This window comes from Pseudomonas sp. NFPP28 (assembly GCF_900115535.1).
GTDB lineage: Bacteria > Pseudomonadota > Gammaproteobacteria > Pseudomonadales > Pseudomonadaceae > Aquipseudomonas > Aquipseudomonas extremorientalis.
Genome location: NZ_FOWT01000009.1, coordinates 215,846 through 239,451 on the forward strand (window position 1 = coordinate 215,846; position 23,606 = coordinate 239,451).

Annotated in this window: 15 protein-coding genes; all 15 read right to left on the reverse strand. The window is 58.2% G+C overall.

The window, feature by feature from the left end; genetic code table 11:
- Nucleotides 1–26: 26 nt before the first annotated feature.
- A complete protein-coding gene (gene glmS, locus BM110_RS23200; RefSeq protein ID WP_092241519.1) occupies nt 27–1,859 on the reverse strand; it encodes a glutamine--fructose-6-phosphate transaminase (isomerizing) in 1,833 nt (610 codons plus the stop codon).
- A gap of 10 nt (nt 1,860–1,869) precedes the next feature.
- Entirely contained in the window at nt 1,870–2,637 is a 768-nt protein-coding gene (locus BM110_RS23205) for a DeoR/GlpR family DNA-binding transcription regulator (RefSeq protein ID WP_058424356.1), read from the reverse strand.
- A gap of 131 nt (nt 2,638–2,768) precedes the next feature.
- Nucleotides 2,769–3,398 carry an adenylyl-sulfate kinase gene (cysC, locus tag BM110_RS23210; protein ID WP_093514239.1) on the reverse strand — a complete coding sequence of 210 codons (630 nt, stop codon included), beginning with the start codon at nt 3,396–3,398 and terminating at the stop codon, nt 2,769–2,771.
- A 28-nt stretch (nt 3,399–3,426) separates the two neighbouring features.
- Nucleotides 3,427–4,542 (reverse strand): M28 family peptidase, encoded by a 1,116-nt coding sequence (locus BM110_RS23215; protein ID WP_093514240.1) that lies wholly within the window; start codon nt 4,540–4,542, stop codon nt 3,427–3,429.
- A gap of 18 nt (nt 4,543–4,560) precedes the next feature.
- Nucleotides 4,561–6,489, reverse strand: coding sequence for an asparagine synthase (glutamine-hydrolyzing) (gene asnB / locus BM110_RS23220; RefSeq protein WP_093514241.1), 1,929 nt, complete (start codon nt 6,487–6,489; stop codon nt 4,561–4,563).
- A gap of 35 nt (nt 6,490–6,524) precedes the next feature.
- Nucleotides 6,525–7,493, reverse strand: coding sequence for an acyl-CoA desaturase (locus tag BM110_RS23225; protein WP_158243782.1), 969 nt, complete (start codon nt 7,491–7,493; stop codon nt 6,525–6,527).
- A gap of 27 nt (nt 7,494–7,520) precedes the next feature.
- The gene (locus tag BM110_RS23230; RefSeq protein WP_093514243.1) at nt 7,521–11,129 is read right to left on the reverse strand and encodes an alpha/beta fold hydrolase; all 3,609 of its coding nucleotides are present in this window, start codon (nt 11,127–11,129) and stop codon (nt 7,521–7,523) included.
- Between the two features lie 74 nt (nt 11,130–11,203).
- A complete protein-coding gene (locus BM110_RS23235; protein WP_093514244.1) occupies nt 11,204–12,643 on the reverse strand; it encodes a cytochrome P450 in 1,440 nt (479 codons plus the stop codon).
- A gap of 19 nt (nt 12,644–12,662) precedes the next feature.
- Nucleotides 12,663–14,711: an acyl-CoA dehydrogenase family protein gene (locus BM110_RS23240; RefSeq protein ID WP_093514245.1), complete on the reverse strand. Its 2,049-nt coding sequence runs from the start codon at nt 14,709–14,711 to the stop codon at nt 12,663–12,665.
- Between the two features lie 57 nt (nt 14,712–14,768).
- A complete protein-coding gene (locus BM110_RS23245) occupies nt 14,769–16,862 on the reverse strand; it encodes a beta-ketoacyl synthase N-terminal-like domain-containing protein (RefSeq protein ID WP_093514246.1) in 2,094 nt (697 codons plus the stop codon).
- Between the two features lie 25 nt (nt 16,863–16,887).
- Nucleotides 16,888–17,775 carry a class I SAM-dependent methyltransferase gene (locus tag BM110_RS23250; RefSeq protein WP_093514247.1) on the reverse strand — a complete coding sequence of 296 codons (888 nt, stop codon included), beginning with the start codon at nt 17,773–17,775 and terminating at the stop codon, nt 16,888–16,890.
- Between the two features lie 20 nt (nt 17,776–17,795).
- Nucleotides 17,796–18,050 (reverse strand): acyl carrier protein, encoded by a 255-nt coding sequence (locus tag BM110_RS23255; RefSeq protein ID WP_093514248.1) that lies wholly within the window; start codon nt 18,048–18,050, stop codon nt 17,796–17,798.
- Nucleotides 18,040–18,996 (reverse strand): acyl-CoA desaturase, encoded by a 957-nt coding sequence (locus BM110_RS23260; protein WP_093514249.1) that lies wholly within the window; start codon nt 18,994–18,996, stop codon nt 18,040–18,042. Before BM110_RS23260 ends, BM110_RS23255 begins: the two co-directional genes overlap by 11 nt.
- Before the next feature lie 33 nt (nt 18,997–19,029).
- Nucleotides 19,030–20,733: a fatty acyl-AMP ligase gene (locus BM110_RS23265; protein ID WP_093514250.1), complete on the reverse strand. Its 1,704-nt coding sequence runs from the start codon at nt 20,731–20,733 to the stop codon at nt 19,030–19,032.
- A 42-nt stretch (nt 20,734–20,775) separates the two neighbouring features.
- Nucleotides 20,776–23,541 (reverse strand): type I polyketide synthase, encoded by a 2,766-nt coding sequence (locus tag BM110_RS23270; protein WP_093514251.1) that lies wholly within the window; start codon nt 23,539–23,541, stop codon nt 20,776–20,778.
- Nucleotides 23,542–23,606: the final 65 nt, after the last annotated feature.

Sequence of the window (23,606 nt, forward strand, 5' to 3'; positions counted from 1 at the left end):
CTGTCGGGCCTCCAGGGTGTGGCGGGTTACTCCACCGTCACCGACTTCGCCAGGTTACGCGGCTGGTCCACGTCGGTGCCTTTAAGCACGGCCACGTAGTACGACAGCAATTGCAGTGGGATGGTGTAGAGAATCGGCGACAGGGTGTCGTGGATGTGCGGCATGTTGATGACATGGGTGCCTTCACCGTTGGTCATGCCGGCTTTTTCGTCGGCGAACACCACCAGTTGGCCGCCACGGGCGCGGACTTCCTGCAGGTTGGACTTGAGCTTCTCCAGCAGTTCGTTGTTCGGCGCCACGGTGACCACGGGCATGTCGTCATCCACCAGGGCCAATGGGCCGTGTTTGAGTTCTCCGGCCGGGTAGGCTTCGGCGTGGATGTACGAGATTTCCTTGAGCTTGAGCGAGCCTTCCATCGCCACCGGGTATTGCGCGCCACGGCCGAGGAACAGGGTGTGGTTCTTGTCGGCGAACAGCTCGGCGACTTTTTCCACGGTGCTGTCCATGGCCAGGGCTTCACCCAGGCGGGTTGGCAGGCGGCGCAGTTCTTCGACCAGGGTGGATTCGACGCCTTCGGCGAGGGTGCCGCGAACCTGGCCCAGGGACAGGGTCAGCAACAGCAGGCCAACCAGCTGGGTGGTGAAGGCTTTGGTGGACGCCACGCCGATCTCACGACCGGCCTGGGTCAGCAGGGTCAGGTCGGATTCACGCACCAGCGAGCTGATGCTGACGTTGCAGATGGCCAGGCTGGCGAGGAAGCCCAGCTCTTTGGCATTGCGCAGCGCGGCCAGGGTGTCGGCGGTTTCACCGGACTGGGAGATGGTCACGAACAGGGTGTCAGGCTGCACCACCACTTTGCGGTAGCGGAACTCGCTGGCAACTTCCACTTGGCACGGGATGCCGGCCAGTTCTTCGAGCCAGTAACGGGCAACCATACCGGCGTGGTAGCTGGTGCCGCAGGCGACGATTTGCACGTTGCGCACTTTGGCGAACAGCTCGGCAGCTTGTGGGCCGAAGGCATTGACCAATACCTGGTGCTGGCTCAGGCGACCTTCGAGGGTGCGTTGCACCACTGCGGGTTGCTCGTGGATTTCCTTGAGCATGAAGTGGCGGTACTCGCCCTTGTCGGCCGCTTCGGCACCGTCGCGGTATTGCACGGCTTCGCGCTCGACGGACTGACCGTTGACGTCCCAGATCTGCACGCTTTCACGGCGGATATCAGCAATATCGCCTTCTTCCAGGTACATGAAGCGGTCGGTGACCTGGCGTAGCGCCAGTTGGTCGGAGGCGAGGAAGTTCTCGCCCAGGCCCAGGCCGATCACCAGCGGGCTGCCACTGCGCGCGGCAACCACGCGGTCGGGCTGGCTGGCGCTGACCACGGCAAGGCCATAGGCGCCGTGCAGTTCCTTGACCGTGGCCTTGAGGGCAACCGTCAGGTCACCAAGGTCCTTGAGCTTGTGGTTGAGCAGGTGGGCAATGACTTCGGTGTCGGTGTCCGAGGTAAATACGTAGCCCAGGCCCTTGAGTTGTTCGCGCAGTACTTCGTGGTTTTCGATAATGCCGTTGTGGACCACGGCCAGGTCGCCGGAGAAATGCGGGTGGGCATTGCGTTCGCACGGTGCACCGTGGGTCGCCCAGCGGGTGTGGGCAATGCCCAGACGGCCTACCAGCGGCTCGCCAAGCAGCGCTTGCTCCAGCTCGCTGACCTTGCCCGGGCGGCGCATGCGCTCAAGTTTGCCGGCATTGGTGAAGACGGCCACACCGGCGCTGTCATAGCCACGGTATTCAAGGCGCTTGAGGCCTTCGAGCAGGATGGGAGTGATGTTGCGTTCAGCGACTGCGCCTACGATGCCACACATGGTGTTTCTCCTAGATGATTGCCGCGCATATCAGCGTAATGCCGCGGGCTTGGATCTGGTCGCGGGCCTCGAGCGGCAGGCGATCATCGGTGATAAGGGTATGGACACTGCTCCACGGCAGTTCCAGGTTGGGAATCTTGCGGCCGATCTTGTCGGACTCCACCATCACCACCACTTCACGGGCGACCTCGGCCATGACGCGGCTCAGGCCCAGCAATTCGTTGAAGGTGGTGGTGCCGCGCTCCAGGTCGATGCCATCAGCCCCAATGAAAAGCTGGTCGAAGTCGTAGGAACGCAGTACTTGCTCGGCGACTTGGCCCTGGAATGAATCCGAATGCGGGTCCCAGGTGCCGCCGGTCATCAGCAGCACCGGCTCGTGTTCCAGTTCGCTCAAGGCACTGGCCACGTGCAGGGAGTTGGTCATCACCACCAGGCCGGGCTGGTGGCCCAGTTCAGGGATCATCGCGGCGGTAGTGCTGCCGCTGTCGATAATGATGCGGGCGTGTTCGCGCAGGCGCATCACAGCCGCACGGGCGATGGCGCGCTTGTACACCGAGATGGGTTGGGTGGCGTCGCCCACCAGTTCCTGGGGCATGGTGATCGCGCCGCCGTAGCGACGCAGCAGCAGGCCGTTGCTTTCCAGGGCAGCCAGATCTTTACGAATCGTAACTTCCGACGTTTCGAAACGCTTGGCCAACTCGTCCACGCTGACTTCGCCCTGTTCATTGAGCAAGGTCAGGATGTTGTGGCGCCGCTGGGGTGTATTTCGTTTCGACATGGTGATGATAAGTTTCGTTTCGAAAGATAACGAAGGCAATCAAAACCTATTGTCGCGAAGTCGTCAAGCGCCAGCTGGAGTTTTCAGCAATGCAGAGCGGGCCCGACGCTCGGCGAGGGGTCAATGCGGACTCAAGCAATCGCCGGCTGCCGCCCCATGGAAAGTGCCGGCGTGACAATGCCAATGTTCACCAGGTAAGCCAGGATATCGTCTGCGATTTGCTCGGGTGCCTTGCCGCTGGTGTCGATTTCCAGGTTGGCCTGGGTGGGTACTTCGTAGGGCGAGTGAACGCCGGTGAAATTGGGCAAGCTGCCCGCCCGGGCTTTTTTGTATAAGCCCTTGGGGTCGCGACGTTCGCATTCCTCAAGCGGGGTGCTGAGGTAAATTTCCACATATTCATTGTGATTGAGGATGTTTTTCACGAATTCGCGATCCTTGCTGTAAGGCGAGATAAACGCACACAGCACGATCAGCCCCGCGTCGGTAAACAACCTGGACACTTCCCCGACGCGACGGATGTTCTCCACCCGGTCTTCGGCGGAAAACCCCAAATCCTTGTTCAACCCCTGACGCAGGTTATCGCCATCCAGTACATAGGTATGGCAGCCCATACGGTTGAGCAACTGGTCCAGCGCATTTGCGACGGTCGATTTGCCGCTGCCGCTCAAACCGGTGAACCATACGGTGCAGGGCTTGTGGCCCTTCAAGGTGGAGCGGTCGGTTTGATCCAAATGGTATTCCTGCCAGCGCGTATTGTTCATAAGAGTTCCTTTCTTCACCAAAACCAATTCAGGCCGCCTGCTTGATCAGGAATGCCAGGGTTGCCTCACAGATGCCGTGCAATTTTTGCTTGTCGACGGCCGTCTCATAACGGTCATCGATATGATGGAAAAAGCCGTTCCCACCCTGAATCGACAGATAGTCATCACCGCGCGGGATGAATGCGCCCTCACCGGACGGCTCTCCACCGGTGGGCGCGACAATGTCGGGGGCTGCCTCGGCGCGTTGCAGCTGTTCCAGGTAGTGTTCTTGAAGTGGCGTCGTGGAGGCCTGCATGAAAAACAGCGGGTCCTGTGCGGCGGCAAAGTTGGCGCCCAGGTGTAGCCACAGATGAACCTTTGGCCCCTGCGCCCATTCGGCACTCGCGTGTTGCATGCCCAAGTAGCCGAGTTCGTGCCCGCAGGTCACCAGGAATACAACGGAGCGCGACAGTTCGATATCGCTCAGCCGCTGTGCCATATGAAGCAGGCAGGCGACGCCACCACCGCGCTCGGAAGCGCAATGCCACCAGCCGGTTCGGGGGGTAAACACAATGATGGGCGACAGATGCGGTTGGGTGCCGTGCTTCGTCGCGATGATGTTGGTCGACTGCGCCGGGGCAAAACACAGGCTCGACTCGATTCTGGCCCTGCCGTGAGTCTTGAGCAGGCTGCGTATAAGGTCGCGGTGTTCACCGGAGACAAAAAAACCCGGCTGGGCAAAGGGCGTTTTGAATTCATCGGCATTGAGTGGCGTCAGCCCAGCAAGCGACCCCATGGTAAAAATGATCATGGCGGCGGCGCCCGACGATTGCTTCAGGTCCGCCAATTGCTGATTGCCCATCGTCGACACTTGAGCCAGACGGATATCGCAGGGCTCGGAAAAGCCAATGGTGCCTTCCAGATTCATATGCTCAGGCAGCTGCGTATCCTGGCACGGCATCAGCTCAAATCGATTCTCGCCCAGCAGCAGCCAGCACTGATGGGTCTGCACGGTGGTAAAGGCCAATGCCTGAGTGCGCACTTCGAGCCCCGCCTCGCTTAAAAGCCCTTGCATCCACTCGGAAACCAGAGGGTCCTGGGGCTGACCTGTTCGATGGGGGCCCATCCCATCGTAGGTTTTCAACAGTTCGCTGATAAGGCTCATCCTTTGACTTCCTTATGCCTACAGGGATAACCCGAATTGTTTTTGCATAGAGCAGGCACTCGCCACTTGCACCAACAGCGCATCGGCACCGGCTTGTACGTTGACGGGAAGGTTGGGCAGGTTGGTAACCAGCGCCAGCAGCTTCTTGGTGTCGTAGAACGGCAATGACTGCGCCTCGGTGCTGCTAAGGGTGTCGCAGATAAACTCCTGCAATGCGCCGAAGCTGTGCCGGGAAACCGTTGGGGCCATGAACGGTTGTTTCTGGCGGTCGTAGACGCGCTGAGGGATCAACTCCCGTGCTGCCTCGCGCAACAGATGTTTTTCGCGATCAAGATGGATTTTCTGGTGCACCGGCAACCGGGCGCAAAACTCGGCCAGGGGGTGATCAAGAAACGGCGGGCGACCTTCAATCGAATGGGCCATTTCCATCCGGTCGCCAAGCACGCTGAGCATGTAGTTGGGAAACGAGGTCTTGCACCACAGGTACAAAGACTGATTCACCGCATCGCGCCCTCTGAGCCGGGCGCTGACATCGATCCCGTCCAGAAACGCCGCGATACTGTCGCGCCCGCTGAGCATCTGCGAGAACGCCGGGGTATAAAACGAGGAATACAGCTTGAAGCGCCGGATACTGCCCGCCAGTTGCGCCGGGATGTAGCCCAGCATGGCTTTGATATAGGCAAGTTCGCTGCCCGACTCCTCCGAGAGCAGCAACCCGATAGACGTTTTGTTGGCCTGCTTCAACTGCTCAAGCTTCAGATTCACGGCATCCTGGCCCAGTATCGCGGCGCTGGTGGTCAACATGTCCTGACGGAAGATGGGATAGCCGGCGAGAATTTCATCGGCGCCTTCACCGGTCAGGACCACCTTGATCCCCTGCTCGCGCACCTTACTCGACAAGATGTACTTGGCCACCCCATGGGGGTTGATGAACAGCGACTCGGCGTGCCGGACCGCCTGGTCAAAATGGTCCGCCAGGTTCTGCTGTGTCACATCGACCCGATGCAAACGTGAACCAGCCAGCGCGGCCATTTCCTCAGCCATCGCGTATTCGTCGTACAGGTCATCATCGAAGGAGATGGTGAAGGCTTCCAGCTTCCTGGCACTGAGGCTGTTGGCCATCCCCAGGATGCTGCAGGAGTCCAGGCCACCACTGAGGTAGCAACCTACGGGCACATCCGCTTCCAGGCGCACCTTCACCGCATCGGTAAAGAGTTGCCGGAATTCTTCAACATAATCGGCACTGGTACGGCGGTCGGCCTCCAGTTGCTGCGTCGTCAAATAGTCAAGGTCCCAATAGCTGACCGTGCGCAGGTGTCCCTGGGTGACCAGAATGAAATGGCCAGGTGCAACCTGCTTGATGTTTTTGAAGAATGTGCGGTCGTTGTGCAGGATGCCTGAGTCGAAGTCGTACACGCTCTCTACATCCCACTCGGCCGGCGCGCCCATGGCCAGCAGGGCTTTGATTTCCGAGGCGACCATGAATTTTTCCTGGTCCTGGTAGTAGAACAACGGCTTTACGCCAAACCGGTCGCGGGCGGCAAACATCTGCTGTTTGCGCCGGTCCCAGATGACGAACGAGAACTCGCCGCGCAGGTGTTCAAGGCAGGCCGAGCCGTATTCCAGATAGAGCGCCAACAGCACTTCACTGTCTGAGTGAGTCTGGAACGGATAGCCCTTTTGCTGCAGGCTCGCGCGCAATTGGCGGTGGCCGTAGATTTCACCATTCACCACCGCAACAACATCGTGCGCGGCGCTCAACAGCGGCTGATGTCCGCCTGCCAGGTCGACGATGCTCAGACGGTTGTGGGCCAGCACGACCTTGCCATCCTCCGAGCTCCAGAGCCCACGGTCATCGGGCCCGCGGTGCTGCATCGTGTCCATCGCGCGATGCACATGTTGAAGAGCGAGCGGTCCTTGCGTCATAACGCCGAAAATTGCGCACATATCAATCCCTGCCTGATAAAAGTATTAACAGCCCACTAAGGTCTTTTGGAGTCGCGAAGCTTTTGCGAGGTGGTGCGGATATCCCAGACCAACCCCACCTTACCCAGCAGGCGAATAATCAGCCCGGTTATATCCAGCTGCCACCATTCAACCCGGGTCGTGGCAGAAGCCGGGAAAGCATGGTGATTGTTGTGCCAGGAGGCACCGAGGGTTGGTAGCGCCAGCCAGGCGTTGTTGGTGCTTTTTTCCTGAGTGACGAAGGGCCTGGAGCCGAAGCGGTGGCACACTGAGTTAACGATGTAGACACCGTTTTGCACGCACCAGATGCGCGCCAGCCCCGCCAGCACAAAGCCATTGAGCACTCCCTGCCAAGTCCCCGCCAGCGCCCCGCAGATCGCAGCCGGTAGTGCCAGCCCGAGCAGTACCCAGTACAAGTAATAGTGCGTTACGAACGCGACGGTTTTATCGCGCACCATATCGGAGGCAAACGCGGCGACGTTCACGTACTGATCACCGAACGACCAGCCAACATGGGCATGCCAGAGCCCGCGCAACCCCTTGAGCGCGCCACGATGATCGAACCACGGCGAGTGGGTATCCAGTTCGGTATCGGTGTATTGGTGATGGCGTCGATGGTTAGCGACCCAGAATGCCACCGGCCCCTGGGCGGCGGTCGCGCCCATGATTGCCAGGATCAGCTTGCCGGCCGTGCCGGTCTTGAACGCACGATGAGCAAAGAAGCGGTGGTAGGCGCCTTCGATGCCGAAGAAACTCAGCACATACATCAGCACGAACACACTGACATCGACCCAGCTGAAACCACGGGTCAGGCCGATGTACAAGGCCGCACACACGCCCAGCAACGGCAGCCCGTTGAACAACAGGCTCAGCAACCGCTGGCGGCGGATTAAGACCGGATTGCTCAGGGTAACGCGCACACTGGCGGTGGCCGGCGTCTCCTCGGTCACAGGCCGGCGCAATGGTGGCGGCATATTCACGTTCATAGCGTCATTCCTTGTCCCGGACATGGCTCACTCCAGAATCCCGTTAAGCACAGCGACCACTTGCTCCGGGCATTCCACATGCAGGTTGTGGCCGCCCTCCAGCGTATGGATGCGCTGCGGCGCGACGGCCGCGTGGAACACCTCAAGGTCGGCTTTTCGGTTGGAGCGGCTTTTCGAACCCAGGACCAAATGGGTTTCCAAAGGCAGGCCCTGCAGTAGCTCGATGTACTCAAGCCTGCTGATGCCCAGCCCCATTCCCGCCCGAAAACGCAGGCGCGCATCCCAGGTCCAGCAGATGCCCTCTGGCGCAGGCCGGGTAATGCGTCGCGCCAATTCAAGCGCCTGGGCCGGCAACAGGCTGGGTGTGACTGTGCGCAGGCGCGAGGCGGCCTCTTCAAGGTCGGCCATGGGTTTGTGCACGTGCTGCGTCTTGAGAAACTCGACAAGCTCGCGGTAGCGCTCCACCTGCGGCGTGAAGCGTTGCACCGGTAACACCGGCTCAACCAGGGTCAAGCTCTTGACCGCCTGCGGGAACGCCGAAGCGTAGGCCACCGCGATAACCGAGCCGAACGAATGGGCCACCAGATGCAGGGGCGCCATTGCGTATTGCTGATGAATGGCCTGCATATCCAGCACGTAGTCGAGCAGCGTCGCCAATTGCTCGGACGAGCCATGACCGCTGCGGCCGTGCCCGCGAATGTCGGGGGCCACGTAGCGGCGGGAGCTCAGATCCAAATGCTGTACCAGCGAATCCCACACGGGCCCCTGTTCCAGCAGCCCATGCAGGAACAACATCGAAGGCGCAGACGACGGCGCCCCCCACTCACTGACGCACATCGGTTCGGCCAACGAGGTGACAAACGACTCTCGCCGCTGGACACCGAGCGCGGCAGGCATCGGCGCATACCCCAGCCGTCGGGCCAGCGCCTGGGTCTGGGCGCTGAGCGCGCGCGGGCTCGCTTGGTTTTTCCACGCATCGGCCAATCGCGGGTCGATGGCTTCACGAGTCTTGAAATTTGGGTCCTCAATGGCCATGGAGGTCGCGTGCACCCCGTCACTCATGCGGTCCTGGGCATAGGGGTTCAACATGGCGGCGTCGTAATCGACGCCGAGGAAATCACACAAGCGACGGATAACCGGCTCGGGTTCGCGCACCAGGTCTTCGTAACAAATGTGGATAACCCGCTGCGGATCGACATGCGCCTGGAAAAAATCGAGCACATTCTGGTTGCCGCTCTGCCAGATCTTCTGCGCCGTGGAAAACCCATCCTCGGCCTCGGCCCCAATCAGCTTGTGCATACGCATGCGGGTAAACGACTCGATGACCGGCAGGGGATGACGCACCAGGTGAATATAACGCGGCCGCTCGAACTGGCTTTCAGCATTGACCAATGCCTGCGCCGAAGAGGCGTAACTGGGCGATTTGTCCACCAGCAACGGGCACCGGGTGTGGTCGAGCAAAAATTGGTACACCTCGCTGACCGGCGTATTTTCACGCACCCAATGGTCGATGCGTTCACTGGCGGCCTGGGCATCTTCCAAAAAAATTTCCATCAGTGCGCGCTGCAAGCCCTGATCGAAATAGTTGGACTCGGACGCGGCTTTCCATTCGCCAATGGTCGCGTAGGCCAACAGATGCAATTCAGGCGGAGCAAAGATCTGTGGGTGGCCCTGGACCATTGCGCGTAGCAAGGTGGAACCCGAGCGTGGGCTGGACAGCAGGAACACAACGCCTTCCCTGACCTTGATGTCGGCATCAATGACCGGCAGCTCAGCGGGGAAAGCCTGCGCACCGGCAAGCGACTCGTCGTCATCCACGGTTGCACCTGGAGCGTCGGTACTGAACAGCTGCTCATACAGGTAGCGGGAAAACAGGCGAATGCTGTTGTGGGTGAAAATCTCACGGGGATAAATGATGAAATCCAGGTCGCGTTTGACCTGACTCAACAGCTCCATCAGTACCAGTGAGTCTAGGTTCCATTCGCTGATATTGCTGTCGAGCGTCAATGGCGCATCGCGGCTGTCGGAAAAACGCTGGAACAGTTCGCTGAGGTACTGTTCCAGGCAACTGATCGCCGCCTCGCGATCCTTCAGACCTGCCAGGTGTTTGAGCAGCCTGGATTGAGGGCCGGCACTTTGCGCGGGTGCTTGCGCTACCAGGTCCGCCAGCAACCGGCTGCCCAGCTTGTGACCCACCAGACGTTGGATGGTGACCCAATCGACCTCGGCGATCAGTTGCTGTCGCGGGCCGCCATTCAGGCCGCGCAACGCTTGCAGGGCCTGCTCGGGCACCAATGGCTGAACGCCAAGAGATGCCCAAATACCCGCGGCATCCTGTCCGTGACGGGTGGCCATGCCGACATTGAGCATCGGCCCCCAATTGATGCAGAACACCTCAGCTTGGCGCCCACGGGCCAACTGATCCAGAAACTCGTTGGCAGCGCTATACATGCCCGCCCCACGCGTACCGATCACCGAAGCGATGGACGAAAAAAAACAATGACGAATATCGGGCGCGTCGAAAAACTCCAACAAGTTGATCGCGCCCATCAACTTGCCCTGAAGCACCTCGATGTCTTGCTGGGTATCACTGTCGACGAACAAACCCTCATGCAGGCTGCCGGCCAGGTGAAAAACGCTGTCGATGCTGATGTCCTGAGCAGCCAGGGTGGCTTTGAGGTCAGCGAGGGCCAGCGGACGGGTAATATCGACGACGCTGTAGATGACCTCCTCCCCCAGCGCTTGCCGCACGGCAATGCGTGAATGAGCGGTTCGTCCCACCGCCACGATCTTGCCCGCACCCTGGCTGCGCAAAAAATGCACCAGCTCTCGCCCCAGCGCCCCCATACCACCCACCACCAGACAATTACCCCATGGGCGCGACTTGGCCTCCACGTCGGGTGCGGGGCGCAACGCGAGCGCGGGAAAGTAGACGCGGTCCTCAACCAGTTTGACCTGACGCTCGCTGCCCGACGCCACCGCCAGGAGGTGTGCCAGGCTTTGCTGGCAGTCGGCTCCCTGGTCTACGGTGGTGACCGTGGCAAGGTCCAGCTCCAGGTTCAGCGCTTTACCCAAGCCATGGAAGATCGCCGGCAGTGGCAACCAGCCCAGGCTTTGGTCGCCGGTACTTATCGCGCCGTGGGTCAGGAAAAGCAGGTTCAAATCATCCGACTCAATCCTGTTCAGAACATCGCGCAGCTCGCTCAGCAACGTCGCCAGCCGTGCAAAATCATCATGGGACGGCGAGTCATCAGTGGCCCACAGTGTCGCGACATCAACCACCAGTGTCAGCGGGTCCTGCCGGGCCAGCTCAGCCAGGCGAGCACTCAGCGTCGCAGTGGATGGGCCGCTCGTACTGCGCTCGTGCATGGTGCCACAGCGTAACCGCTCAAGCAGGTAAGGGTCGGCTGTCCAGGCCAGGACAGTGCGGGGTGCGACGCGGGGGGCCGCTTGCAGGTAATCCTGCAGCTCGGCGGAACGCCAGCACACGTCATACGCACTGACGCCCTGGTGATGGCTGCGCGGAGTAAAGTCCGCATCCACCGCGTAATCATCATGCAGCCGTGCGACCACTGCCATCAGCTGTTGCCGGGTAAACCCTTCCAGTTGCGTCAACAACGAACTATCCACACTCATTCCCTATTCCCGACCATGACCCTGATTACGCGCGACCCGCCCGGGCCTGCGTGATGACACGCGCCAGCTGGCGTTCAAATGCAAGGCTGGCGCCGCTCCAGCAGCACCGGTATCTGGCCTTCCGGGCCCATCACGATTCTGCGCAAACTGGGTGCGGCACTGTCCGCGTAGTCGATGGCGTTGTTGATTCGATAGCGCTGCATCACCGTCGCTAGCAGCAAGATGCCGTCCATCATGGCCATGCCCATGCCGATGCAGGATCGCCCTCCGCCGCCGAAGGGAATGAATGCATGTTTCTTTTCCTCGCTCAGGCGTTCGAGGTCGAACCGAGAGGGATCGAAGGCCAGCGGGTTATCCCAGTAATCACGATGGCGGTGCATGGAATAGATGTTCAGCACGATCATGGTGTTGGCCGCAATCGTGTAGCCGGCCAGTTCGGTCTGCTGCTTGGCACAGCGGATCAACATGGAGCCAGGCGTGTAGTGACGCATGGTTTCGTTGAGGATTTTGCGGGCATAACCCAAGCGCCCGACATCCGAAACGGCAGGCAAGCGGCCTTCCAGCAGGGTGTCGATATCGTGCTCCAGCCGTGCTCTGATATCGGGGTATCTGGACAAAAAATGGAAGGCATAGGTGAAGGTGTTGGCACTGGTTTCGTAGGCCCCGAAACACAGGGTCATGCACTCGCTCAGCAGTTGCTCGTGCTCCATAGGCTGGTTGTTATCGGCGTACCTGGCCTGCATGAACATCTGCACCATCGAGCGGGTGGGCGTAGGTGTCGTGGTGTGGTGCTCGATCACCTTCTCGATGAGGGCCAGCATCTTCTTCTTGGCCTTGATAAAGCGCACGTTTTGCGGGGTCGGCACCCATAGAGGCAAAGGCAGCACTTGGCGTGCCCGCTCCATCGTCAGGATGTTGGCCACTTCAAACGACTCACGCAGGGTCTGGGCTGCCTGATGAAAATGCTCGTCGACGCCAAGGACGTTTTCGCAAATATTGCGCCGTGTGAGCGCCAGCACTTCTTCCTTGAGATTGACCCGGGTGAGCTTCTGCGCATCCCAGCGATCCATCATCTCTTTGGCCGCGTTCACCATCGGCGCAGCAAACTGATCGGTCAGCATCGGGTTGAAGGTTGGCTTGAGCAACTTGCGCTGACGCTTGTTGAACTCACCGTCGCTGGTAAACAGGCTATTGGTAAAAAACCGGTCGATTTCCTTGAAATTGCGGTTACCGTTTTTCTGAAAGTGACCATACCGGTCACTCAACACAGTGCGGATATCATCGGGATGGGAAATGATCACGGCCTGTTCTTTGAGGCCGAATTTGATCCGGCAGATATCACCATAGGTCTCGTTGAATTCCACCAGTGCCGCCAGAGCGTTGCGGCGCAACTTGTTCACCGTCCCCAGAACCCCCGCGGGGCCGGGCAGGTCTTTACCAAGGCCCATGGTTCGCGCATCGGTGGGTAGCTGTGACAGGGTAAAATCTTCGGCTTGCTGAACAGGCAGGTTCATGGGTATTCCCTCGTGGCTATCAGGCGGAAATTTCTTTCATCAACAGATCCATCACCTGCTCGTCGGTCATCGCGTCAATCGCGGCATGGGACGTTGAGGTTTCTGCCGTTGGCGTGTCCAGGGGTTTGTCCACCGGCGGGCCAACGCTGTTGCGGCCTGCCAGTTCACAGACCAGGTAAGCCGCCAGCTCGTCGATGCTGGGGTAGTTCCACAACAGCGTGGCGTCCAACTCAAGGTCCAGGAACTGTTCGAGGTCGTGGACGATTTCCACGGCGTCGGTGGAGTCCAGGCCAAAGCTGGTGAAGGGCTCGTTACCGTCGATCTGTTGCGGTGCCACCGCGATGCAGCGCGCCACCCAGGCTTTGATCCACTGTTGCAACTCGACAGGTGAAGGCCCCTGGCCGACAGCCACAGATACCCGGGCGGGTGCCGGCTCGGCCTGAGGCGTCAGCGCTGCAACCTGGGCAGACGTTTCCTCGACTGCCTCCTTTTGCAGGTAGGCATCGAGCATTTGGTTGTCTGCCGGCAACTGTTGCTCGATATCGGCGATATCGGCCATCAAGTCATCGATTTCGTTGCATACCGCGTCAATCCCGGTAAGCGCCACTTCACACGGCGCACCGTACAGGGCCGCCTGTTTGAGTTGCTCGAAACGTGCGCTGGCCCAGTCGTACGCGCGCTTGAAGCGCGGCTGTGCACTGCTTTGCATGGCGAGGTGCAAAAACCCCTGCAGTACGCCAAAGGTCGACACTTCACCCACTTTGTACTGCACCCACTTTTTCGTCAGAAGCGCATCGCCCTGCACAAAGGCATGGCTGCCGGCCCGCTCCTGGATCTGGCGGGCCGTCTGGGCAATCGCCTGGCTGATATGCGGCGCCAGCAAGGTGGTGTCCAAAAAGGCGAAAAAATCCGCGCCGCCCTTGAGGATTCGACCGCCCAGGTACATGTTCATGGTTTCCGTGGGGCCTTCGAACACCCGCAGAATCCTGGCGTCCCGGAGCAGCTGGGGCGCGCCATTGGTTTCGATATAGCCGCGGGCACCGAGCAATTGGGTCAAGTGATCCGCCGCCTCGCCAAACAGCTCCGGCGCACTGGATTTACAGGCGGTGAACACCTCCGACGGAATGGTCACTCCCTGGTCCATGAAGCGCCCGACACTGAACACCAGGGTATCCACGGCCGTAATGGCCGCAGAAACATCGCTCAGGTGTGCCTGTGTCACCGGGTTGTCCAGCAGCAACCCGGTGGAAATCCTACGCCGCCGGGCATAACGCAACATCAACTGCGCACAGCGCTTCATGCCCCCCAGGCTCAGACCGGCAATGCCCAGGCGGGCATGCATCATGATGTCCTGGGCAATATCCATCCCGACGTTTTTGCTGCCCAGCAGGTACTTTTCCTCGACCTGTGCGGCATCGAACTTCACCGTGTTCTGAATCATGGCGCGCATGCCCATGGTCAAGGCTTCGGGCCCCTGGCTCACACCTGCCGTATCGGCCTTGAGTACGTAGCCACTAATGCCGCTCGGCCGCTGCTGGTCATCTAACTGCTGGACAAACACCGTGGTCACACCCGCCCAGGCGCCGGAACCGATCCACGATTTCTCCCCACTGATCGCCTGCCGCTGCGAGCCGACCGGTACGGCGAAGGTCCTGATCGAGCGAGCATCCGAGCCGGCGCCAGGTTCAGTGAAGGCAAACGCAGCCAGCTCACGGCCCCACGCCAGACGAGGCAGCAACTCAAGTTTTACCTCTTCACTGGCGTACATCTGGATCGGCCAGATGCCCAGCCAGTTATTGAGCCCGACGAAGGTACCCAACGTCATATCAATAGCGGTCAGCTGTTGAATCACGCGCATCAGATCAACCGTGGACAGCTCCAGGCCACCGTAGCGCTTGGGCACCTGCATCCCCAGGATGCCTTTGTTGCCCAGGTCCAGGATGATGTGCGGCGCGATAGTGCGGCGCTCATCCATCACCCTGGAGTTGATCCGGGTGGTTGCGTATTGACGAATCCAGCTGATCAATTCCTCAGCCTTCTGGTGACTTTCCAATTGATCGATGGTCATGACATTCCCTGCCAAAAAAGAGAGTTGTTTACGGGTGCAACCGCGCCGGGCACGGGTTCACGTGTACCAGCACAGCGAGTGGTCAAATTGATACGAAGGCGCTAACGGCCATATGTCGCAGCCCTGCGTGTCGACCCCAGAGCTATCCAGCGCATAGCCACGCAGGAATAACTGTTGGATCAGCACGGGCAAATCTACGGTAGAAAAAATCGAGTCGTCGGCCAGCGTGTAAACCGACCGGGCGCCGCCATCGAGCGGTTCGCCGATGTACAACAGGGGTGCTTCGGCAGGCGTGGGGCCAGGTTGTTGATAATTCGCCAACAGCCCTTGGTTAGTGAGAACCTGCATGAGTTGGCGCGGGGTGGCTTTTTGTTCGCAGTAGGCCGACACTAGCCGCCCCAGCCCCTCGTAATGAAACGTGGTGCCCAACAAACCGAAAGCCCGCAGCCTTTCAACGGCGCTCAGGCACGCCAGGAAGTTGCGCACGCCCGGGTGCTCGACCTCTGCGATCTGACGGGTCCCCACAAGCGCCTCGAATGCTTGGGGCACGGGCGAATTGCGCGACCTGTCCGGCCGCGCCAAGGCAGTGAATCTCACGCACAGCGCCAAGGGTTTGCGCTTTTGGCTTTCAACGATAAAGACCGCGGGCAGAGCGGCGATGGTCCGGATCTTCTCGGCCAATTCACCCACCGAGTAAGCCACCATCGCCACGCGAAACCTGAACTTCTCGCGGCACAGCAGCTCCCTGCACAGCTGCGGTAAATCCTCGTCCAGGTACCCAGGCAAACACTCAAGCAGCTTCTTGAGTTGGGCAACAAGGGCCTGGGAAGATCTAGCCGACAGCACGAACACGTGCTCAGGTTGTGCGACGAGGTCGGGAGCCGTTGATGGCGCAGCCGACTTGAGCAGCGCGAACGCGTTGGTGCCGCCAAAGCTGAACGTGCTGACCCCCAGGCATTTATGCGCGATCGAGGGGGCCGGCTCATGCGCCATGCTGACCCTGAGCTGCCCCGCCTCATATTTATAAAAACGGTTGGGCGTGGTGTAGCCACAGGTTGGATAAAACTCCCGGTAATAGGCCATGCACGCCACTTTAATCAACGACGCCATGCCCGACGCCGACTCCAGATGACCGATATTGGTTTTGACCGAACCGATCTTCACCGAATCGTTCGGCGCACCCAGACGCACAATATCGTTCAGGACCTTGAGCTCGACCGCGTCTCCCATCAGCGTGCCTGTGGTGTGAGTCTCGACGTAGCAAAGATCGGCGACAGCATGGTCGCTGGCGGCGAACGCCTCCTGGATCAAACGTTTTTGCGCTTGGGCGTTGGGGGCGGTAAAGCCATTGCTGGCACCATCATGATTGACCGCAGTCGCGCTGATCAGCGCCCAGATTTTGCGCCGGGCGGCCACCGCATCCGGTTGGCGCTGCAGGATCACCACGCCGCAACCCTCCGAGCGCACATACCCATTGGCTGCATCGTCAAAGGAGTGGCAGGCGCCATCGGCAGAAAGAATGCCGGCGTGGAAGTGGGCCAAGGTGTTATTGGGGTGCAAAATACAATTGACCCCGCCTACCACAGCCATATCGATCTCGCCGCGCTTGAGCGCGCCGACCGCGCTGTCAAGCGCGACCAGCGACGAAGAACAGCCGGTATCCACCACCTGGCTGGGACCAATCCAGTCATAGAAATAAGACAATCGATTGGCGGCGGTGCCCAACGCGGTGCCGGAGGCACTGAACTTGCTCAGCAGGGTGTGATCGGCAAACACCATCCTGTGGTAGTCGGCATTGGTCGCGCCGACGAACACGCCTGTACGGCTCTTGCGCAGACTCGCAGGCTCAATACCGCCATTTTCCAAAGCCTCCCACGACACCTCCAGCAGCAGGCGCTGCTGGGGGTCGAGGTGGTCCGCTTCTTCCTTGCACAGGTTGAAAAAACCCCAATCGAACAGCTTGATATTCGGCAGAAAGCCGCCCTTGAGCATGTCCGGGCTCAGCGCCTCAAGGGAACCTTGCAAGTGGCCAAAGCGGTCCTGGGGATAATCGGTGACCGCGCGGGCTCCGCTGCGTAACAGCTCGATAAAGGAAGCCAACCCACTGGCTCCCGGAAACCTGCAGCCCATGCCTACGATAGCGACGTCCATGGCTATGCCTTCCTCACGGGTACGTTCAGTCTTTGAGACTGGCGGCAGGGTGGTCGATACGCTTGAGGGTCAAGCGCGCCAGTCCCATCGTTCCGGATTTGAACCCCACCATGCACATCTGCAGGTACGTGTTATAGCGTTGGAAAATATCTACGCCGTAGGTGGTGCAGATCGCCTCCTTATTGTTCTTGAGCCCCTGCCACCAGGCCTTCTGAGTCAGGTAGTAGTGTTCCCGGTCATTGCGTACACACTGTATTTCGAACATCCCGTCGCAGGCCTGAGCAATTTCGTACAGGCGCGGCAGATCGGACTCCGGGAAAATCTCCTTGGCAAAAAAGGGACTGAAATCTTCACGTGTAGCGTTTTCATAGGTGATGGTTTGCAGGGACACTTTGCCACCGTCTTCCAGCCAGCCGTGACAACGTTTGAAGAACTGGCGGTAACCGAGGATTTTCTCTTCGGCGGTCTGTTCAAGGTTGGCGAAGTGCTCAAACGCGCCGATGGAGATGATCGCGCTGTACTTGGCCGCGGGCACGTGGTCCTGCCAGTTCTCGAGGCGCACGTCGACACCTGGAAGGTCGAGCTGCTCGACGTAATTTTTCTGCGCATCACTCAAGGTCAACCCCACCGCCCGGTCAACCCCATAACTCTGAACCAGACGCTTGAGGGTACCGCCCCAACCACAACCGATATCCAACACATTGGCGCCGTTGCGCGAGCCAGATTGTTCGATGTGGTAATCGAGTTTGCGCAGCTGCGCCTCTACGAATGTATCTCCCGGCTCCCACAGGGCTGCCGAGTAACACTTGGTCACGGGATCGAGCCACAGATGATAGAAGTCATTGCTCAAATCGTAGTGCGATTGGATCGCTTCCATCGATGCGCCAATTGCCGCAGAAGAAGACTGTGTCATTTACAAATCCTTTTGTGAGGTCAAACCAGAATTTCTTCAGCGTCCATGGCGTGTTGCGCAAGGCCTTCGATGGTCGGGTATTCATACACAATGGTCGGATCGATCTCTTTTCCCAACCAGTCCGATAAGTCACCCGTCATACCAATGACCGCCGCAGAGTCGAGCCCCAAAGCGCTGAACTGCGACTGTTCGCTGATGGCTGTTTTTTCGACGCCCGTGAGATCGGCGATATAATTGATCAGCCACTCTTGTAATTTCGCTACATCATTTTTCATCACAACCTCCAGTAGATACTTTTTTAGATGGGGTTCGTATATCCCAGGCCAACCTGCACACTTCCAAGAACTTGATTGCGTAATAACCGATATCGATATCTTTCCAGTCATGTGCAAAGCGCGCGGAGGCAGGAAACGCGTGATGGTTGTTATGGAAAGATTCCCCCACGGTAATAATGCCCATCCACCAAATATTCGTGCTGCGGTCCCGCGTTTCATGCCGACGGCTACCGATCATGTGCGATAAGGAATTGATACTGCTGGTGGCGTGATAACTTAGAAATATCCGCACCAGTCCACCCCACAAGAACCCCTCCAGCGCCCCATATAAGCTCCAGGTATATAGCCCACCGATAATGGCCGGCAGGATCAAGCCAAGAGCAACCCAATAAAAATAACGCGCCGACACCAGGCAAATATCTCGATCGCGCAGCAAGTCTTTGGCATATCGGGTGGAGTTGGTCAGTTCATGCTGGAAAGTCCAGGTGACCTGGGAGAACCATAGGCCCTTGAGCTTATCCAGCACGCCGGGCCGCTCAACGGCGTATGGCGAATGCGGATCACCGTTGCGATCACTGTACTCATGGTGGCGGCGATGGTTGCTGACCCAGTAAATCGGCGAGCCTTGGGCCGTCATGCTGCCCAATACAGCCAGCAGGACTTTTACCCCGCGCCCGCATCTGAACGCCCGGTGAGCGAATAACCGGTGGTAGCCAACCGACCCGCCCAGCATCGTCAGAAGATAAAAAAGTGCAAACACTCCGATATTGACGGGTGAAACGCCATGGATGAAATACAACACGATGGCCACACCCGTGCCCACGGCGGGCAATAGCAATAACACCAAAGCATGTATCAGCTGAAATTTCTTGAGTTGAGGGCTGGACAGCGTCACGCCCTTCAACGACTCCTGATTAACGTCATGAACAGCAGCAGCAACTTCCATGGAGACTCTCCTGGGGTGGCACAGGTATCAACCTCACAATGCTTCGAGCGCACCTTGCGTGAACAACTGTGCAAGCGCGGAACGGCGCAATTTACCGCTGGATGTTTTCGGTATTCCCTTGGGTTTTATCAAGATGATCCGATGGGGCGAAACACCAAAATGGTTAATCACCGCTTGTCGAATGCATGTTGTTACCGAGGCTTTATCCAGTGTGTTGATGTGACTCTTTTCAACTTCGTAAACAATGACTAATTGTTCTTCAGAATCAGCATTAGTTGAAAAGGCCACACCGCAGCCTTCCCTCAATCCCGCAACGGCGCCATAGGCCACTTGCTCGATATCCTGGGGGTAGTAGTTGCGACCTCGCAGAATGATCACATCCTTCAAGCGCCCGGTTATGTAGAGTTCGCCATCGCGCAGGAAACCCAGGTCGCCGGTGCGATAGAAGTCGGCACTGCCTCCTTCGGGCTGACAGGCAAAGCGTTGCGCAGTGGCCGAAGGGTTATTCAGATAACCCGCAGCGATTGAACTTCCCGCAACCCAGACTTCCCCAACCTGGTTTTCGGCAAGTGTGCCGCCACCTTCAGGGTGGACGATGACCACGCGTTGACCATTGATGGCTTTGCCATTACTGACGTAAATGTCCGAAGGTGAGCCCTCAACGCCCGGTAGTACCTGCCCGTCCGCCAGCGCTTGCCGGTCTACGCTCAGCTTGCGCATACCGCTGCCCGCCGTCGGGCCAGTGACGATAAGGGTGGTTTCAGCCATTCCATAACAGGGGTAGAAACTGCTGGCGTTGAAACCAAATGGCGCGAATCGCTGCGCGAAGGCATCCAGTACCTGCGCGTTCACCGGCTCGGCGCCGCAATAGGCCAGCCGCCAGGAGCTCAAGTCAAGGCCTGCGCAGTCCTCCTCCTTGATTCGAGCCAGGCAATGGGCATAGCCAAATGTCGGCCCCCCTGAGGTGGTGCCTTTGTAATCACTGATCGCCCGCAGCCAACGAACCGGCTTCTGCACAAACTCCAGCGGCGACATATGAATGCAGGTGATGCCCAGCCAAATGGGTTGCAGAACATTGCCCACCAGCCCCATGTCGTGGAACAGTGGCAGCCAGTTGACCCCGACAATGTGCTCATCATTGCCGAAGCCGCTCTTGATCATCTCCAGATTGCTGATCAAATTGCCGTGGGTGATCACTGCACCCTTTGGATCGCCCGTCGAACCCGAGGTGTATTGAATAAAGGCCACATCACCAGGCTGCGAGTCGTCAGGCTGAAAATCGGGCTCGGCGATCGGCACTTCATCCACCAGCAACGCAGGGATGTCCCAGTCTTGAATCTTGTATCGTGCGTACAGGTCGGCTGTTGTCAGCACCCTGCCGATAGCAGCGTCCTGCACAATTTTCTCGAAACGGTCCACAGACGATGTCTGGGTCGGGGTATTGACGGGTACCGGGATGACATTGGCGTAAAGGCAACCCAAAAACGCCTTGATGAACTCCAAGCCTGGCGTGAAGACCAACAGCACGTTTTGCCCGGCAAGATTATGGGCGAGCAGAGTACTGGCGATATTGCTTGCACACTTGTCCAACTCGGCAAACGAGAGCGTTTGCTCCTGTGCGCGAGTAATAAATACAAAAGCGGCTTTATCAGGATGCGCGAGCACATGTGCCTTGAACATAGTGACCAGGCATGAAAATCCAGCGTCGTCGACACGCCCATAATTTGTGGAACTCATAATTTCTCATCCGTGATATACGACTAAGACGTTGAAAAAGGCTTATGTAAGGCTGACTGCCTTCAGCACGTTTTCGAACTCGCCTACCGATAGTTGGCGTTTTAAGGCTTTCTCTGGAAAGTATTCCGTTTGTGCAAACTGGTAATGCGGCAATACATCCGGCTCGCAGGTTACCGTTGGAACAATCGCCGGCCAATTCAATATCCGGCCATGTTGATATAAATAACTCAGCACTTTTGAAAGTTGCTGCAAGTCCGGTGTAGCACGATCCAGGCTGGCACAGGCTATATGCTCATTCTGGTGATCCAGTGCGTTAATGATCGACGTCAATTGAGAACTCGGTCCAATCTCAATAAACAGAGTGGGCCCGCCCTCCATCACTTGACTGACTGCACTGGAAAATTTCACGGTGTCACGCACATTGCGTAGCCAATAGCCGGAAGTGGTCAACAACGCAGCCTCAGCAGTACCCGTGACAGTAGAAACGAATTCAGTCACGGGCGTCTTCAGTTCAACAGAATCCAAATAGGATGCGAACAGACCAAGAACCGGTTCCATTAAATAAGAATGGAATCCACGGGCCACATGCAGCCGCTTATAGTGAGTCGAATGCAGGCCCAGTGTTTGTTCCAGCGCAGCAGCATTAACATCGTCGACCGAAATAACACAGGTGTCCGGTGTGTTTTCAACCGCGATCGAATGAGGGATTTCATCAAGAAGAGCCTCCGCGCAACTTGAGGAGGTCGAAACCACGTACATTCCACCGGGCCGGGTATGCGCCTGGATAAGTCTGCCCCGATACCACACAAGGCGTGCAGCGCACTCCATGGTCATCACGCCCGATGCGCAGGCTGCCGCGTACTCGCCAACGCTATGACCGATCACTACCGTTGGCGTAATACCCCAGGCTTTCCACAACGCCGTCAGCGCGTATTGCACACTGAACAGAGCCGGTTGCACCTCTTCCACTTGAAAGTCGGATTCAGGACTGAAGAGAACCTTCAGCAAATCAAAATCAAACGTCTGGCAATAGAATTGCGAGACACGATCCAGTGCTTGTCGGAATACTGGCGTCGATGCATACAGGTTACTTGCCATTTGCTTGTATTGAGCGCCCTGGCCACTGAACACAAAGCAGGTTTTTGCCATCAACCCAGCGGTTGGAACCACAGACTGCGCGATGACCTCACGCACCTTGTCGAGCAGCATGATTTTGTCGCTGGCCGGCGCACTAAACTTGACAGGAAGATGCGTACGGCAACGATTGGACCGCGCGCAAAGAGCCGCCAGTCGATCCTCGGCGAGGCCGTCGAGATGCTTCTCGAGTTGCTTGAGCTGGGTCAGCAATGAAGCAGAGTCCTTCGCGCTGAGCGTCAGGCATTGCGGCAGTGTCGAAGACGCGACCGTTACCGATTGATCATGACTGGACACTACCACATGGGCATTGGTACCGCTCATACCGAAGCTACTGACGGCTGCATGGCGTACCGGGGCGCAATCCGGCCAGTCTTGTGTGGTAGTCGCAACGGCAAGGTGGCTCTGCGTCCACGCAAATTTTTTGTTGGGTACCTCACAGTTCAATGAGGCCGGAATTCTCCCGTGCTTGACCGCCAGCGCAGCCTTGATCAGGCCCGCCAGACCTGCCGCCGCCTCAAGGTGACCGATGTTGCTTTTGACCGCTCCCAACCAGGTGCGGTGCGTGCGCCCATAGAACTTTGACAACGCCATAAGCTCAATCGGATCACCCAACGGCGTAGCGGTACCATGGCACTCGACATAGCGAACCGCTTCAGGCGCGAGTTGAGCTTTGCGCAAAGCCTCGGCAATCACCTCTTGTTGAGCCAAACCGTTGGGCGCCGTCATGCCGTTGGATTTGCCGTCATGATTGATCGCACTGGCGGAGATCACCGCATGAACAGGCAACCCTTCCTTGATCGCGTCGGACAAGCGCTTGAGAACAATAACCCCGGCCCCTTCGCCACGGACATAACCGTCGGCGCCTTCATCAAACGGCCGGCACTCACCGCTGGGCGACAACGCCTGCATGGTCGAAAACGCGACCGAAGCGCCGGGCGTAAGGATCAGATTAGCGCCGCCCACGACAGCCATGTTTATCTCGTGATTGCGCAGCGCGGAGCAGGCAAGGTCTGCCGCCACCAGTGCTGACGAGCAACTCGTGTCCAGTTGCAACGCAGGGCCACGAAAGCCAAAGAAGTAAGAGATTCGTCCGGGGGCGATGCTCTTTCCGCACCCCAGTGCGGACAACGGGGAAATTTTTCCTGTATCCCCTGAGCGAGTATAAAAGTCGGCATAGTCATCACTGGACAAGCCGACATATACCCCGGTTTTTGAACCGGCGAGTATGCGATAGTCCAGACCCGTGTCTTCGATGGCCTCCCAACTCAGTTGCAGGAGTAAACGTTGTTGTGGATCGGTGCGGCGAACTTCAAGTTCTGACATGCCAAAAAAATTGGCGTCAAAATTATAGATGTGATCAATAAGCCCAGCCGTCTTTTGATAATTTTTTCCACTCTCACCAGGAACGGCACTGTTCCATAAAAGGCTGTCCCAACGCTTGTTAACCATTGGCGCTATGGCACTTTTGCCTTCACAGAGATTGTTCCATAACTGCTCAGGCGTCAACGATCCACCCGGAAACCGGCAACTCATCCCAATAATTGCAATTGGCTCTGAAGCCTGCGCTTTCATAGCAGCAAGCTCTTTTTTTAATTGATTAATTTTAATAAGTGACTGTTTGAGTATTTCGGGTCCGGCGTGCCCCAAGACTGATTGTCCACTGTCATCCATGACACACCTACCTGAGGGTCTTCCATCTTCCACAGGGGTACAGGTGGAGAGGATATTGTTGATTT

Bases quoted from the DNA above. Each gene is read 5' to 3' on its own strand.
- glmS (WP_092241519.1), bottom strand. From the start codon at position 1,859: ATGTGTGGCATCGTAGGCGCAGTCGCTGAACGCAACATCACTCCCATC.
- BM110_RS23205 (WP_058424356.1), bottom strand. From the start codon at position 2,637: ATGTCGAAACGAAATACACCCCAGCGGCGCCACAACATCCTGACCTTG.
- cysC (WP_093514239.1), bottom strand. From the start codon at position 3,398: ATGAACAATACGCGCTGGCAGGAATACCATTTGGATCAAACCGACCGC.
- BM110_RS23215 (WP_093514240.1), bottom strand. From the start codon at position 4,542: ATGAGCCTTATCAGCGAACTGTTGAAAACCTACGATGGGATGGGCCCC.
- asnB (WP_093514241.1), bottom strand. From the start codon at position 6,489: ATGTGCGCAATTTTCGGCGTTATGACGCAAGGACCGCTCGCTCTTCAA.
- BM110_RS23225 (WP_158243782.1), bottom strand. From the start codon at position 7,493: ATGAACGTGAATATGCCGCCACCATTGCGCCGGCCTGTGACCGAGGAG.
- BM110_RS23230 (WP_093514243.1), bottom strand. From the start codon at position 11,129: ATGAGTGTGGATAGTTCGTTGTTGACGCAACTGGAAGGGTTTACCCGG.
- BM110_RS23235 (WP_093514244.1), bottom strand. From the start codon at position 12,643: ATGAACCTGCCTGTTCAGCAAGCCGAAGATTTTACCCTGTCACAGCTA.
- BM110_RS23240 (WP_093514245.1), bottom strand. From the start codon at position 14,711: ATGACCATCGATCAATTGGAAAGTCACCAGAAGGCTGAGGAATTGATC.
- BM110_RS23245 (WP_093514246.1), bottom strand. From the start codon at position 16,862: ATGGACGTCGCTATCGTAGGCATGGGCTGCAGGTTTCCGGGAGCCAGT.
- BM110_RS23250 (WP_093514247.1), bottom strand. From the start codon at position 17,775: ATGACACAGTCTTCTTCTGCGGCAATTGGCGCATCGATGGAAGCGATC.
- BM110_RS23255 (WP_093514248.1), bottom strand. From the start codon at position 18,050: ATGAAAAATGATGTAGCGAAATTACAAGAGTGGCTGATCAATTATATC.
- BM110_RS23260 (WP_093514249.1), bottom strand. From the start codon at position 18,996: ATGGAAGTTGCTGCTGCTGTTCATGACGTTAATCAGGAGTCGTTGAAG.
- BM110_RS23265 (WP_093514250.1), bottom strand. From the start codon at position 20,733: ATGAGTTCCACAAATTATGGGCGTGTCGACGACGCTGGATTTTCATGC.
- BM110_RS23270 (WP_093514251.1), bottom strand. From the start codon at position 23,541: ATGGATGACAGTGGACAATCAGTCTTGGGGCACGCCGGACCCGAAATA.